Annotated in this window: 15 protein-coding genes; 10 read left to right on the top strand and 5 right to left on the bottom strand. The window is 63.6% G+C overall.

Annotation, left to right across the window (positions count from 1 at the left end):
- Positions 1–135: 135 nt before the first annotated feature.
- From BHQ40_RS15010 to BHQ40_RS14985, 7 genes are all read left to right on the top strand, one after another.
- Positions 136–2,769: a helicase-related protein gene (locus BHQ40_RS15010; RefSeq protein WP_070156670.1), complete on the top strand. Its 2,634-nt coding sequence runs from the start codon at positions 136–138 to the stop codon at positions 2,767–2,769.
- A complete protein-coding gene (locus BHQ40_RS25200) occupies positions 2,762–3,073 on the top strand; it encodes an RNA-binding S4 domain-containing protein (protein WP_246524867.1) in 312 nt (103 codons plus the stop codon). Before BHQ40_RS15010 ends, BHQ40_RS25200 begins: the two co-directional genes overlap by 8 nt.
- An 83-nt stretch (positions 3,074–3,156) precedes the next feature.
- The gene (fdxA, locus tag BHQ40_RS15000) at positions 3,157–3,495 is read left to right on the top strand and encodes a ferredoxin FdxA (protein WP_070156669.1); all 339 of its coding nucleotides are present in this window, start codon (positions 3,157–3,159) and stop codon (positions 3,493–3,495) included.
- A gap of 248 nt (positions 3,496–3,743) precedes the next feature.
- A complete protein-coding gene (locus BHQ40_RS14995; protein ID WP_070156668.1) occupies positions 3,744–4,274 on the top strand; it encodes a CarD family transcriptional regulator in 531 nt (176 codons plus the stop codon).
- A 211-nt stretch (positions 4,275–4,485) separates the two neighbouring features.
- The gene (locus BHQ40_RS26860) at positions 4,486–4,617 is read left to right on the top strand and encodes a hypothetical protein (RefSeq protein WP_290438434.1); all 132 of its coding nucleotides are present in this window, start codon (positions 4,486–4,488) and stop codon (positions 4,615–4,617) included.
- A 70-nt stretch (positions 4,618–4,687) separates the two neighbouring features.
- Positions 4,688–5,404 carry a head GIN domain-containing protein gene (locus BHQ40_RS14990; protein ID WP_070156667.1) on the top strand — a complete coding sequence of 239 codons (717 nt, stop codon included), beginning with the start codon at positions 4,688–4,690 and terminating at the stop codon, positions 5,402–5,404.
- A 26-nt stretch (positions 5,405–5,430) separates the two neighbouring features.
- Positions 5,431–6,111 (top strand): head GIN domain-containing protein, encoded by a 681-nt coding sequence (locus tag BHQ40_RS14985; protein ID WP_070156666.1) that lies wholly within the window; start codon positions 5,431–5,433, stop codon positions 6,109–6,111.
- Positions 6,112–6,117: 6 nt separating this feature from the next.
- Here the strand turns inward: BHQ40_RS14985 and BHQ40_RS14980 are convergent, their stop codons facing one another.
- Together BHQ40_RS14980 and BHQ40_RS14975 are read right to left on the bottom strand one after the other, a co-directional pair.
- Positions 6,118–6,465, bottom strand: coding sequence for a GntR family transcriptional regulator (locus BHQ40_RS14980; RefSeq protein WP_070156665.1), 348 nt, complete (start codon positions 6,463–6,465; stop codon positions 6,118–6,120).
- A gap of 76 nt (positions 6,466–6,541) precedes the next feature.
- Entirely contained in the window at positions 6,542–7,120 is a 579-nt protein-coding gene (locus BHQ40_RS14975; protein ID WP_070156664.1) for a nitroreductase family protein, read from the bottom strand.
- A 160-nt stretch (positions 7,121–7,280) separates the two neighbouring features.
- Between BHQ40_RS14975 and BHQ40_RS14970 the strand changes: the two genes are divergently transcribed.
- The 3 genes from BHQ40_RS14970 to BHQ40_RS14960 are packed head-to-tail and all read left to right on the top strand — an operon-like array spanning position 7,281 to position 11,538.
- Positions 7,281–8,834 (top strand): peptide MFS transporter, encoded by a 1,554-nt coding sequence (locus BHQ40_RS14970; protein WP_070156663.1) that lies wholly within the window; start codon positions 7,281–7,283, stop codon positions 8,832–8,834.
- A complete protein-coding gene (locus tag BHQ40_RS14965) occupies positions 8,834–10,231 on the top strand; it encodes an amidohydrolase (protein ID WP_070156662.1) in 1,398 nt (465 codons plus the stop codon). Before BHQ40_RS14970 ends, BHQ40_RS14965 begins: the two co-directional genes overlap by 1 nt.
- On the top strand, positions 10,228–11,538 hold the full coding sequence (locus BHQ40_RS14960) for an amidohydrolase family protein (RefSeq protein ID WP_070156661.1): 1,311 nt from the start codon (positions 10,228–10,230) through the stop codon (positions 11,536–11,538). The genes BHQ40_RS14965 and BHQ40_RS14960 overlap by 4 nt, the downstream gene beginning before the upstream one ends.
- A gap of 192 nt (positions 11,539–11,730) precedes the next feature.
- Here BHQ40_RS14960 and BHQ40_RS25745 read toward each other — a convergent pair whose 3' ends face one another.
- From BHQ40_RS25745 to BHQ40_RS26220, 3 genes are all read right to left on the bottom strand, one after another.
- Entirely contained in the window at positions 11,731–12,507 is a 777-nt protein-coding gene (locus tag BHQ40_RS25745) for a hypothetical protein (RefSeq protein WP_139139317.1), read from the bottom strand.
- A 118-nt stretch (positions 12,508–12,625) separates the two neighbouring features.
- The gene (locus BHQ40_RS14955; protein WP_070156660.1) at positions 12,626–14,002 is read right to left on the bottom strand and encodes an alanine/glycine:cation symporter family protein; all 1,377 of its coding nucleotides are present in this window, start codon (positions 14,000–14,002) and stop codon (positions 12,626–12,628) included.
- A 41-nt stretch (positions 14,003–14,043) separates the two neighbouring features.
- Positions 14,044–14,377 (bottom strand): hypothetical protein (locus BHQ40_RS26220; RefSeq protein ID WP_171905866.1); only part of this gene is annotated, 334 nt, incomplete at its 5' end.

Genomic DNA, 14,377 nt, shown 5'->3' with positions numbered 1-14,377 from the left:
AAAGTCAACTTAACATACGGATTCTGCGCCGAATCCTGCGGTGAACCGTGCGCGCTGGGGGATCGCGCGCATATTTTGCGGGGAACGCGCCTTTCCCTTGCGCGGCCCGGCCGCTTCCCCGACATAGGAAATGTCATGGCCAGCTTCGCCCGTTCCGCCGTCACAGCCGTGCTCGGCCCGACCAATACCGGCAAGACGCATCTGGCGGTCGAGCGGCTCTGCGCCCATTCCAGCGGCATGATGGGGTTCCCGCTCCGCCTGCTCGCGCGGGAGGTATATGAGCGGGTCGTCGCGCTGAAGGGCAGGGAGAGCGTCGCCCTCATTACCGGCGAGGAGAAGATATGCCCGCCACAGGCGCGCTATTTCCTCTGCACCGCCGAAAGCATGCCGGTCACGGGCGATTACGCCTTTGTCGCGCTGGATGAAGCGCAGCTTGGCGCTGACCCGGAACGGGGCCATGTGTTCACCGACCGCCTGCTGCATGCGCGGGGCCGGGAGGAGACGATGATCCTGGGTTCCGCCACCGTCGCGCCGCTGGTGAAGGCGCTGGTCCGGGATGTGGAGATTATCGGCCGCCCGCGCTTTTCGACGCTTTCCTATGCCGGGGCGAAGAAGCTGTCCCGCCTGCCGAAGCGCTCGGCCATCGTCGCCTTCTCGGTGGAAGAGGTTTACACGGTCGCCGAAATGCTGCGCCGCTTCCGGGGCGGGGCGGCGGTGGTGATGGGCGCTTTGTCGCCGCGCACCCGCAATGCGCAGGTGAAAATGTTCATGGAGGGCGAGGTCGACTATCTGGTCGCGACCGACGCGATCGGCATGGGCCTGAACCTCGACGTGTCGCATGTCGCCTTCGCCTCTCTGCGCAAGTTTGACGGGCATCGCATCCGGCGGCTCACCGTGTCGGAAATGGCGCAGATCGCCGGGCGCGCGGGGCGGCATCATAAGGATGGCACCTTCGGCAGTCTGGGCGGGGAGGATGGCGCGGCGGCCTTCACGCCCGAAGAGATTTCCGCGATCGAGGAGCATCGCTTTCCCCGCGTGGAGGCGCTTTACTGGCGCGACGGCGCGCCGCGATGCGACAGCGTGGAAACGCTGATCGCCGATCTGGAGGCGCGGCCGGACCGGCCGGAACTGCGCGCCGCGCCGGAGGCGGTGGATCTCGCCGTGCTGAAGCGCATGGCGGAGGACCCGCTGGTCATGGAGCGGGCGCGCGGCAAAAGGCAGGTGACGCGCCTATGGGCTGCCTGCGGCCTGCCCGATTTCCAGAAGCTGGGGCCGGACCATCACGCCCGCATGGTGGCGCGCATCTGGCGTTTCCTGTCGGAAGGCAACGGTCATATCCCGCGCGATTGGTTCGCGCAGCATCTGGCGCGGCTGGATACCGCCCAAGGCGACATCGACACGCTGTCGGCGCGGATCGCGGCGGTGCGCACCTGGTCTTATGTCGCGCACCGGCCCGACTGGCTGGCGCATCCGGCGGAAATGGCGGAGCGGACCCGCGCGCTGGAGGAGAAGCTGTCGGACGCGCTGCATGCGGCTCTGGCGCAGCGCTTTGTCGACCGGCGCACGTCGGTCCTGCTGCGCGACATCGGCAAGAAGGCGGGCGATCTTCCGGTCCATATCGGTTCCGATGGCGAGGTTAGTATTGACGGGGAAGTCATTGGACGGCTTGACGGATTCCGTTTCTCGGTCGATCCCGATGCACGCGGCGAAGATCGCAGGATGCTGTTGGCGGCTGCGGAGAGGCGGCTCGGAAGGATTTTGGGAATGAAGGCGGAAGAATTGCTTGCTGCGGCCGACGCCGCCTTTGCGCTGGAGACGCGGCCTGGCGAGATGCCCGCGATCCTGTGGGACGGCAATGTGGTGGCGGCGCTGGCCGCCGGATCGTCTCTCACCGCGCCTTCGGTGAAGCTGGATCGCGCCATGAATGATCTGGGCCAGGATCTGCAGAAGCGCATTTCCGAACGGCTGGGCGCGTGGATGACGGCGCAGAAGGAGCGCCATTTGCTGCCCCTGATGAAGATGACGGAGAGCGCGTCCGACCCCGCCGTGCCCGCCGTGGTGCGGGCGGTGTTCGCGCAGCTTGCCGATGCGGGCGGCATTTCCCCGCGCGACGACCTGGATTCCGCGCTGGGGCATCTCGACAAGGATCAGCGGTCGATTCTGCGCCGCGCGGGCATCACCATCGGCGTGCTCGACCTGTTCCATCATGGATTGCTGAAACCCGGCGCTGCGCTGTGGCGCATGGCGCTGCTGAGCGCACGCAATGGCAAGCCGATGTTGCCGCTGCCGCCGGCCGGCGCGGTCATCCTGCCTGCGGGCGACCGGGCCGTGGAGATGGGCGCGCGCATCGCCGGCTTCCGCGCCTTCGGGGCGCAGCAATTGCGCATCGACATTGCCGAGCGCGTCGCCCGCGCCTCGCATGAGGCGATCGCTAAGGGGCAGCCCTTTACCGCGGCGGACCCGCAGGTGGTGTCGCTCGGCGTGCTGGAACCCGCATTCCTCCAATTGATGCGCGCGGCCGGATTCCGCCCTGTTACGCCGCCCGCCAAGGCGGAAGGCGAAGGCGAGGAGGCGGCTCCGCAGGGCGCGAACTGGGCTTTCCGCGGACGGCGCAAGGCGAAGCCGCCCGAAGCGCAAAAGGATGCGCACAGAAAAGGCGGACCGCGCCAGAAGGATGGCGGCCCCCGGCAGAAGGCGGCTCCAACCGCTACGGGTGGTGGAAATCAGGCTTTTGCCGGTCTCGCTGCATTGCTGGAACGCGGTGGCTGACCCGCGGCGGAAGGATGCGTCCGGCCTGCCGCCCCAGGGCGGTTCGCTGCGCATCGACAAATTTCTGTGGTTCACGCGGCTGGCGCGCAGCCGCTCCTATGCGCAGGCGCTGGCGGAGGAAGGGCATATCCGCCTGAACGGCCGCCGGGTGGAGCGCGCGCATGCGCCGGTGCGCCTTGGGGACCTCATCACCCTGCCGCATGGCGCCTCCGCGCGGGTCGTGCGGGTCAACGCTCTGCCGCTGCGCCGCGGCCCCGCGCCGGAGGCCCAGGGCTGTTACGAGGAAATTCGCGTCGGTGACTGAAAAGAAATCATTTGCGCGCATATTATTGACGTGGGGGCGGGCCGGGAATAGCAGAACCGCACAGTAACAAAGAGTGCCATGCAATGACCTATGTCGTGACCGACGCCTGCATCCGCTGCAAATATATGGATTGCGTCGAGGTTTGCCCCGTGGATTGTTTCTACGAGGGTGAGAACATGCTGGTCATAAATCCCAACGAGTGCATCGATTGCGGCGTGTGCGAACCGGAATGCCCGGCCGAAGCGATCCTGCCCGATACCGAGAGCGGTCTTGAGCAGTGGATGGAGCTTAACAGCAAATTCTCCGCCGAATGGCCCAACATCACGACCAAGGGCGACGCCCCCGACGATGCCGACGATCACAAGGGCGAAGAAGGCAAGTATGAGAAATATTTCTCTGCGGAGCCTGGCGCCGGAGACTGAGTCCTTCGTTTCCGTCTGTTGGCGGAATTGAAGCAAAAATACGGCCTGCCGTTCACGTTGTGCAACGTGGGCTGGTAATTTTATTACGAATCTGCTACATGCTGTGCCGCAGCGGGCGCCTTCGCGTCCGTGTGGAGATAAATCGTCCCATGATCCTACGGTGACGTTGCGGGCTGTCCTGCATGTATCCCCCTTTACATGCGCCCCGGCGACACTGGCCTCCCAGTTGATTGAAGGAAAGGTACCCAATGGCTGCCAAGGCGCTGTCCTTTGACGTCGGTGATTATGTCGTTTACCCCAAGCACGGCGTCGGCCGTGTGATCGAGCTCCAGAAGGAGCAGATCGCGGGCATGGAGCTGGAGCTGTATGTGCTCCGCTTTGAAAAGGAGCGCATGACGCTCCGTGTTCCCACCAACAAGGCCGAGGGCGTGGGCATGCGCAAGCTGTCCTCCGACAAGACCCTTGGCGAAGCGCTTGAAACCCTGAAGGGCAAGCCCAAGGTGAAGCGCACCATGTGGTCGCGCCGCGCGCAGGAATATGAAGCGAAGATCAATTCGGGCGACCTGGTGTCGATCGCCGAGGTGACCCGCGACCTGTTCCGCGCCGACGACCAGCCCGAGCAGAGCTATTCGGAGCGCCAGATCTTCGAAGCGGCGTCGAGCCGTCTCGCGCGGGAACTGGCCGCGATGGAAGAAACCGATGAGCCGGGTGCTCTGAAGAAAATCCTGCGTATCCTGAACGAAGCAGCGCCGAAGTATAACAAGGAACGCGCTGAATAATATTTGATCCAGATCAAGGAGAAAGAGGCGCTTTACGGCGCCTCTTTTTTTGCCTTTGGCCGGTTGGTGATGATAATGCGCCGATATTGGTCGGGATTTCTGCCTGATACATCGCCCTATTCGGGCGTTTGACCCATAATGGGCTGATCCCTCGTTCGTTTTGCTCCCATTGCTACCTATGTGCGGTCTGTATCGACCGAAGGGAGTAGAAATGGCCAAATTCGCATTTGCTGTTGCCGCACTGATCGCGCTGGCCGGATGCCGCCAGGAACCTCGATTGACCGGACCGAATGACGGGGAAAATGCGACTATCGGGGCGGTGGATAATAGCGCCCAGCCATAATGTCCGGTTTTGCTTGGAACTGACGCCCTTCTTGTGTATTGTGTGAGCAATACAGTAATGGGAGTTGCCGATGTCCAGAGCCTTGCTTGTCGCGATGAGCCTTTGCGCCGTCACGGCCTGTTCCGATTCCAGCGACGCCGTGCCGTCCGCAAGCCCCGTGAATACATTGGGCCTGCGCGATTTCACCCGCATCCAGTCCACCGGCCCGGACAATGTGATCGTGTCCGTGGGCAAGGATTTCGCCGTGAAGGCGGATGGGAGCGACCGGGCGCTGAAGGTGCTGGAGATCAAGGTGGTGAACGGCGAGCTGCGGATCGGCCGCCGGGAAGGCTGGGCGAACATGTTCGGCGGCATGGACGAAGGCGCGACGATCCATGTGGCGATGCCGGCGATCAACGGCGTGGGACTCACCGGATCGGGCGATGTCGATGTGGACCGCGCACAGGGGAGCGGCCTCGATCTTTCGCTCACGGGTTCAGGCAATCTAAAGATCGGCGCGGCTAAGGTCGGTGCGCTGACCGCCGATGTCACCGGGTCGGGCAATATCGCCCTGACTGGAACGGCGGATAGCGCCAAGCTGTCCTCGACCGGATCGGGCGATGTTGATGGCAAGGGATTGAAGGCCGGACGCGCATCGGTATCAGTGCTGGGATCGGGCAATGTCGGGCTGGCGTCCGATGGACCGGTGGATATCAGCATCATGGGTTCCGGCGACGTCGATGTGAAGGGCAGGGCGCAGTGCAAGGTTTCGGCGATGGGTTCAGGCGAGGCGCACTGCGCCGCTTAGCGCGGCCTGGTTTCGGGCGGGGCCTTATGCTCCTGCCACTGGCGGTCCTTTTTGCCGTTCCCGCCCATGCCGCCAATCAATCCTACAGCATTTCCAGCTTCGACAGCATTCGCGTGCTGGCCCCCGTCCGCATTCTGGTGACGACCGGCGCGGGGGTTTCGGCGCGGGGCGAGGGGGATCGCAATGCGCTGGATCGCGTCGACCTCTCCATGGCGGGCAGCACCCTGACGGTCCGCATGAAACCCGCGCAAATGAACGAGGCGGCCGGGGGCCAGGCCACCATCATCCTGTCCACCGGGCAATTGCAGCGCGCCATGCTCGCGGGCGGCGGATCGCTGACCATCGACAGGATGAAGGGCGTAACCGCAATGGTGCAACTGTCCGGCAGCGGCGATGTGTCGGTGGGAACGGTTGCGGCCGACCGCCTCGACATCGCGATCATGGGCAGTGGGCGGTTGACGGCGGCGGGCGCGACCGACGTGCTGAACGCGACCCTATCCGGGCCAGGCACTCTGGCCGGGGAGGGATTGAAAGCGAAGCAGGTGAAATTGCTGGGTGACGGGCCGGGCGATGCAACGGTGACGGCGACTGTTTCGGCGGACGTCGTTGCGCGCGGATCTGGCGACGTCACGATTTTGGGGAAGGCGGCCTGCAAGGTGAACCGGGGCGGCACCGGCAATATCCAGTGCGGGGGGAAAAGCTTCTAAGCCTGTTCAGGCGTCCTGCATGTTGGACAGGTCGGACAGGCTGACGCCGATCCGCTGCATCTGCGCGGCGACGGGCGGCCAGACATTTTCCAGGAAGTGCGCCTTTTCCATCGCCCGCAGGCGGCGCGTGGCGCCATCGGCGACGAACATGCCGACGCCCCGCTTCACGGTGACAAGGCCGTCATCCTGAAAGCTTTGATAGGCTTTGGCGACGGTCAGCGGGTTCGCGCCTTGCTGCGCAGCGAAGGCGCGGACAGATGGCAGCATGTCCCCGTCGCGGAAAGCGCCGTCGAGGATCGACGCTGAAATAATCTCCCGCAGGCGGAGATAGACGGGCTTGGAATCGTCGGCCATGACTGCTTCAGTGACATAATACAGCCGGGCGCGTCAATGTCGAAATTAAACGAAACCACACATCAACAAATTGTAATTAAATATCCCAGCGCGTGACAACGGTGTCATATTCTGGCCGGGGCCGTTCCTCCAGCGGCTTTTGCGGCGTGCCGATGAAGATGAAACCGGCGATCCGCTCGTCGGGGCCGCCAAACGCATCGCGCACCGTATCGCTGAATGCGGGCCATCCAGTCAGCCATCCGCCGGCGAAGCCATGCGCATGGACCGCGTGCAGCAGGTTCATCGCCGCCGCGCCCGCCGACAATTCCTGTTCCCACAATGGTATCTTCGATTCCCGCCGGGGCGATGACAGCAGTACGACCAGCGCCGGGGCCTGACGCGCGAACTGGTGCATCGCCTCTATTTCCAGCCGCCCGGCCAGGGGATTTTCCGTGCGATAGGCGCGCTCCAACAGCGCCGCCAGCGCATCCCGCTGATCGTCGCCGACAATCACGAAGCGCCACGGGGCAAGCTTGCCATGGTCGGGCGTGCGGATGGCGACCTCCAGCATCGCGCGGAGCTGCGCGTCGTTAGGACCGGGCGCGCCAAGGTCGCGCGGCTTGCCCGAACGGCGGGTCTGGAGAAGGGTGAGCGGGTCGGTGCGGTCGTTGAACATCGGCCTGTAGATGGATGGTCATTTCCGGCTTCGCAAGAGTGCGGATGCGTAACGAAATTATATTCTTCACACCGGCAATTTTGGTGCTAGGCTTTGCCCATAACGCCTGGACCCGCGGGTCATGGGCGGCTCGTAATCCGTGGTCGAAAGGTTCGCCAGAATGGCAGCGCACCCTGGTTCGGCGAGCGACGCGGCAGGGACATTCCTGGGGCATCCCCGTGGTCTGTTCATCCTCTTTTTCGCCGAAATGTGGGAGCGTTTCTCCTACTATGGCATGCGCGCGCTGCTGATCTTCTATCTTACCAAGCATTTCCTGTTCGGCGACACCCAGGCTTATCTGCTCTACGGCGCCTACACCTCGCTGGTCTACATCACGCCGGTCATCGGCGGCTATCTGGCCGACCGCTATCTCGGCGCGCGCCGGGCGGTGCTGGCGGGGGGCGTGTTCATCGCCTTCGGCCATTTCCTGATCGCGGTGGCGGAGGGGCCGAGCGGGCAGAGTCCCCTGCACCTCAACGGCTTCTATCTGGCGCTTGCCTCGATCATCGTCGGCACCGGCTTCCTAAAGGCGAACATCTCGGTGCTGGTCGGCGAACTCTATCCGCGCGACGATGCCCGGCGCGATCCCGCCTTCTCCATATTCTATATGGGCATCAATCTGGGCGGTGCGATCGGCCCGGTGATCTGCGGCGTGCTTGGCGAAACGGTTGGTTGGGGGTGGGGTTTTGGCGCGGCTGGCGTCGGCATGCTGCTCGGCCTGGTCGTGTTCGTCATATACCGGCCCTGGCTGCAGGGCGCGGGCGAGCCGCCTTCCCCAGCGGCGATCGCGCGCCGCACATCCTCCGGCCTGTCCGTCGAATGGGCCATCTATGTGGGCGGCGCGATCGGCATCCTCGGCATCTGGATATTGATCCGCTACGCCGAACTGCTGGGCTATATGCTCCTCGCTTTCTCGGCGCTGACGGTGATCTATATCCTCTACCGGGCGATCTGGACGCTGAACCGGGTGGACCGCGACCGCATATTGGCGGCGCTGTTCCTGCTGGCGCTCAATCCGCTGTTCTGGGGCCTGTTCGAACAGACCGGGTCGTCGCTCAATATCTTCACCGACCGGCGGGTCGACCGGGTGATGCTGGGCGTCGATGTCCCGGCGTCGGTGTTCCAGTCCGTCAATTCGGTCTTCATCATCCTGTTGGCGCCTATGTTCGCCGTGCTGTGGACCTGGCTGGACAAGCGCAGGCTGGAGCCGTCCGCCCCCGCGAAGTTTGGTATCGGTATGATCTTATGCGGCGCCGGATTTCTGGTGCTGGTGGCGGGCGCGGCGGCGGCGGGGAGCAACCTGACACCGGTCATCTTCGTGTTCCTCGTCTACCTGTTTCATACGATGGCCGAACTATGCTTCTCGCCCGTCGGTCTGTCGGCCATGACGCGACTGTCGGTGCCCAGCATGGTCGGGCTGATCATGGGCACATGGTTCCTGGCGATGGCGGCCGGCAATTTCATCGCCGGGCTTATCGCCCGCGCGACGGACAGTGCGGACGCGGGCGTGGATCAGGTATTGGCGGTCTATACCCAGATCGGCTGGTTCGCCGTCGCCGTGGGCGTGGGCGTCATGGCGCTGGCGCCGTTCATCACGCGGCTGATGCACCTCGACCTGATCGGGAAGGAAGCGGAGGAGCAAAGGAACATGCGGATCGAAGGAGAGAAAGCATAATGGCATTCAGGCTCACCCGTCTGGCGCTTCTCGCCTGTGCCGGTCTTGCAGCTTGCGCGGCCCCGGCTGCCGAAGGTCCCAAGTCCGCGAGCACAAAGGAAAACCCCTCCGCTGAACCGGACGATCCCTACCCCTCCACCTATCAGCCCTATCCCGGCATGCCGACCGTCGTGCGCAATGTGACGATCTTCGACGGCGAGGGCGGGCGCATTGACAATGGCGTCATCTTTTTCGTCAGCGGCAAGATCGCGTCGATCGGCGGGCCGGACACGCCCATCCCGGCGGACATCGCCGTGTTTGACGGCACGGGCAAATATCTGACGCCCGGCATCATCGATATCCACAGCCATCTGGGCGATTATCCCTCGCCCTCCGTCGATGCGCTGAGCGACGGCAACGAAATGACCTCGCCGGTGACGCCCGACGTATGGGCGGAGCATAGCATCTGGCCGCAGGACCCCGGCTTTTCCCGCGCGCTCGTCAATGGCGGCGTCACCGCGCTGCAGATATTGCCGGGGTCGGGCAATCTGTTCGGCGGGCGCGGGGTCAGCCTGAAGAATGTCTACGCTCGCACGATGCAGGGCATGAAATTCCCCGGCGCGCCCTACAGCCTGAAGATGGCGTGCGGCGAGAACCCCAAGCGCGTCTATGGCAACCGCAATACGAAGCCATCGACCCGGATGGGCAACATCGCCGTCGACCGGGCGACATGGATTAAGGCGCGCGAATATCAGAAGAAGCGCGCGGCGGGGAAGGAGCAGACCCGCGACCTCGGCATGGAGACGCTGGCCGATGTGCTGGAGGGCAAGATCCTTGTCCAGAACCACTGCTATCGCGCCGACGAGATGGCCAACGTCATCGATATGGCGAAGGAGTTCGGCTACAAGGTCACCGCCTTCCACCATGCCGTCGAAAGCTACAAGATCGCCGACCTGCTGAAGGAAAACGGCATCTGCTCCGCCATGTGGGCCGACTGGTACGGCTTCAAAATGGAAAGCTATGACGGCATCCGCGAGAATATCGCGCTGGTCCATAATGCGGGCGCCTGCGCCATCGTCCATAGCGACGATGAGAACGGCATCCAGCGTCTGAACCAGGAAGCCGCCAAGGCCATCGCCGCCGGACGCCGCATGGGCATCACCATCCCCGACGAGGTTGCGTGGGAGTGGCTGAGCTACAACCCTGCCAAGGCTATGGGCATTGGCGACAAAACAGGCAGCCTGAAGATCGGCAAGATGGCCGATATCGTGCTGTGGAACGGCAATCCGTTCAGCGTCTACACAAGGCCGGAGAAGGTGTGGATCGATGGCGCGATGATGTACGACGCCAATGATCCGAAGAAGCGGCCGGTGAGCGACTTCGAACTGGGCCAGATCGGTGCGGGAGACGTGAAATGAAGCGCACACCTCTCTGTCTCGCCGCCACGCTGCTGGCGTCGCTTTCGGTCCCCGCCCTCGCGCAGACCATCGCCATCACCGGCGGCAAGCTGGCCATCGGCGACGGCAGCGATCCTGTCGAGAATGGCACGGTGGTCATCGCCAATGGCAAGGTCGTGGCGGCGGGCGCTGGCGTGGCTGTCCCCGCCGGGGCGCAGCAGATCGACGCCACGGGCAAATGGGTGACGCCAGGTCTCGTGTCCGGCTTCTCGCGCATGGGTCTGGTCGAGGTGACCTATGTCTCCGAAACCAACGACAGCACGGCGGAAAAATCGCCCTTTTCGGCGGCGATAGATGTGTCGACCGCGATCAATCCGCTGGCCAACCCCATCGCGATCAGCCGGACGAGCGGCATCACCCGCGCGGTTGTCGTGCCGGAGGGGTCGGGCAGCGTATTCGCGGGGCAGGGCGCTGTCATCGATCTGGGGGCGGACATGGCCCCGATCACGAAGGCGCAGGCGTTCCAGTTTGTCGAACTGGGCGAGACCGGCGCGAAGCGGGCCGGGGGCAGCAGGCCCGCCGCCTATCTGCTGTTCCGCACCTCGCTGCGCGAGGCGCAGGATTATGCGCGCAATCCGGCCGGCTATGACGGCCGGTCGAAGGATAGCATCCTAACTCGCGCCGACGCGGAGGCGCTTGTTCCAGTGGTGCAGGGCAAGGTGCCGCTGATGGTCCATGCCGAAAGCGCGCGGGACATATTGGCGGCGCTCGACCTGCGGAAGGAGTTTCCGGCGCTCAGGCTGATCCTCGCGGGCGCTGCGGAGGGATGGACGGTCGCCAGCCAGATCGCGGCGGCGAAGGTGCCGGTTATTGCGGGCGGGATAGAGGATTTGCCCGCCCGCTTCGAAACCATCGCCGCCACCCAATCCAATGTCGGCCGCATGGAAAAGGCGGGCGTAATGGTCGCGCTCGGGATGTTCACCGGTGACGACGGTCTGCAGGTACGCACCGCGACGCAGCAGGCCGGGAACATGGTCGCATTGCAGAAGGTGCCAGGCGCGACGGGTCTAAGCTGGGGCCAAGCGCTCCGCGCGATCAGCTCCGCACCGGCGGAGGCGGTTGGGCTTGGCGACCGGATCGGATCGCTGAAGCCGGGGCGGGCAGGCGATGTGGTGATCTGGGACGGCGACCCGCTGGAACTGGAATCCGCGCCGGTCGCTGTGTGGATCGACGGCGTCGCTCAACCGATGGAAAACCGCCAGACCAAACTGCGCGACCGTTACGCCACTCCCGCGCCGGGGCAATTGCCCAAGGCGTATGAGCATTAGAGTAATATGTCTTGAATCACGGGGATGGAAGGGGCTCGCAGTCCCCCCTCCCTTCCCTGCAGGGAGGGGGGCTAACGGCGAGAAGGGTGGAGAGCGGACTGGCAGGTTTCGGCTACAATTAAGTGATATTGGACAGCTTACGCGGCATCATTAAAGCTTCAGGATAATAGGAACCTTGAGCCGCGGTGCCTTTCAGCGCTCCCACTTGTTTCTTTTGCGTTGAACCCTCACTTGAACTTGGCCGCCTTCAACACTCCACCCTTGCCATGTTTTTGCTTTCAACCGGTAGAGTGAAAGGACTTTCTGAACAGCATCGTTCCAAGCCTTGAAGTCTTTCTGATCCTTGAATGAGGATCGGGCGATAATTTCACAGCGATTTAGTTCACCTCTGCGGCCAACACCGCATTCAAAAACCGAATATCGGAAATCATAGCCAGAAATTTTCGGAAGATAGTTTCTTAACTGGTCTTCGGAGGGGCGCTTGAGCCAGTCTGGAGTGCCAATATAGAATGGCTTTATCTCCGGTGGGCCAGAAGGTGGGTCTGCCTTGATTATTCCCCCGCGTCGATTGCGCTCATCAGCGGTTTCGTAAAGAGGGTCAAAGACAATGCGGCTCGCCTCCCCTTTACGGAGTTGACCGATAATATAGCCGGTCTTCCCGTTTGTTGTCGCCCAGCGGCATCCGCCGCTTTGAGCGCCATCGACAAGCACGTCGATCCAAGCGGCCTTGGATGAGCCTCTGACCACCTTCAGTATTTTAGCGCGGCGGGGAGCGATGCCCGGCCGGAGATTTCCTGCACGAGGGAAGTGGACCAGCATGATCGAAGCGTTTTTGGGCAAGCCCCTGGGTAGGTCGTAGAACACGACTTCTGATGCTGGCTGTGCAACGCTGCAAGCAAATGAATAACTTGGCAGAAGCAGAAACGGAATGACGACGCACAAAGCTCTCGATTTCGGCTGCTTTGTCATTTGCGTTCTCGCCTTGAACATCAAGTCCGCTAACTAGAGAAACTTTTGGTTTCGTTAATGTCTGGCATTGGTTGTCACCAGACGTACCGCTCTGCATGGCTACCTTTAACGGATCAAACTATCCTCTCCCCCGCACGCTCTCCCAATATCCCTTCACATCCCGGCGCAATTCGCCTGCGCAGAAATAGAGCGCCAGCACATTGGGGATGGCCATCAGGAAGAAGCTGCTGTCGACGATGTCGATCACCCGGCCCAGGTCGATGACGGCGGCGGGGGGCAGGGCGACGACGTAGAGGATCTTGTAGGCCCATTGCGCGCGCGGGCCGTTGCCGAACAGGTAGCCCCATGCTTGCAGACCATAGAAACCCCACGCCACCAGCGTCGAATAAGCGAACAGGAACACCGCCACCGCAAGGATATAGGGAAACGAAGGCGACACGGCGGCGAAGGCGGCCGAGGTGATGGCGATGCCCTTCAGCCCGTCATCCCACGTCCCCGCGACGACCAGTGCCAGTCCGCCCAAGGCGCAGACGATCATCGTGCCGAGCAGCGGCTCCAGCAGCGCGACCATCCCCTCCGACACCGGTTCGTCCGTGCGGGCGAGGCTGTGGGCCATGACGGCGGAGCCGACGCCCGCCTCGCTGGCGAACACTGCGCGGCGCATGCCCGCGACGAAGGCGCCGACCGCGCCGCCGGTCGCTGCCGTCCCGTTCCACGCGCCGTCCCATATCTGCGCCAGCGCGCCGGGGATCGCGCCCGCGTGCAGCACAAGGATGGAGCAGACGCCGATCAGATAGACGGCAACCTTCAACGGCGTCAGCCGCTTCGACACTTCGCCCAGCCACACCGCGCCGCCCAGCGTCACCATCGCGACGGCGCACGCCAGGAAAATGCCGTAATACCAGCCATTCGTGATGCCGGTCACGGCCGACACCTGCTGGAAACTCTGGTTCACCTGCACCATCGGGATCGCGCCGAACAGCGCGAAGAAGGCGTAGAAGCCACCGAGCATGATGCCCAGCCGCGGCCAGCCCCGCTGCGCCAGCACGGCCTTCAGCACATACATCGGCCCGCCATGCGCATGGCCCCACTGGTCGATGACGCGATATTTCAGGCCCAGCGTCACCTCCGCCATCTTCACCGTCATCGCGAACCAGCCGATGATGAACATCCACAGGATCGCGCCCGGCCCGCCCATCGTCAGCGCCACGGCGACGCCGGCGATATTGCCAAGGCCAATGGTTCCGGCGAGCGCGGTGGTCAGCGCCGCGAACTGGCTGACGTCGCCCTTTGCCTGCCCCTCGCGCGGCTGGTTGCGCAGGATGTGGAAGGCGTGGCCGACCGCGCGGATATTGGGAAAGCCCAGCCAGATGGTGAAGAACAGCATCGGCAAAGCGAGATAGAGCACGATCAGCTCAATCTGCGTACCGAGCAGGGGCACCTTGAAAAAGACGGCGGCGGACACGGCGTCCACGACCCGGTTCAGATTTTCCATGCGGCGGAAGATGGCGGGGCTATCGGGGAAAGTCGATCAAATTAGCGCGGCGCTTTTACGGCCCCGTCACTGGTCTTGTTCCCGGCTCCGTTCCCACTCCCGGCATCAGGCGCGGCCGCCTGCCAATAGCGCGTCGACAGGCCAGCCGCGCCACAGCGCTGGTCGGCCAATACGCCCCATATATGCACCAGCGCCGCGTCATTCTGCGCCATGGCGTTGGCGGCCACCCTGTCCCACGCCGCGCACGCCGCCGCCGATCCGGCATTTTTCAGGTAAAGCGTCTCCGCGCGGGCGATCAGGCCCGGCATGCTGCGCCGCGCCCGCCTTATGTCGGACGGCTCATGCGCCATGCGCTGCATCTTGAGCAGGGCCTTG

The organism is Sphingobium phenoxybenzoativorans (genome assembly GCF_001757355.1).
Classification (GTDB): Bacteria; Pseudomonadota; Alphaproteobacteria; order Sphingomonadales; family Sphingomonadaceae; genus Sphingobium; species Sphingobium phenoxybenzoativorans.
The sequence above is the reverse complement of the archived record's forward strand: the minus strand, read 5'-3'. Positions and strand labels throughout refer to the sequence as shown.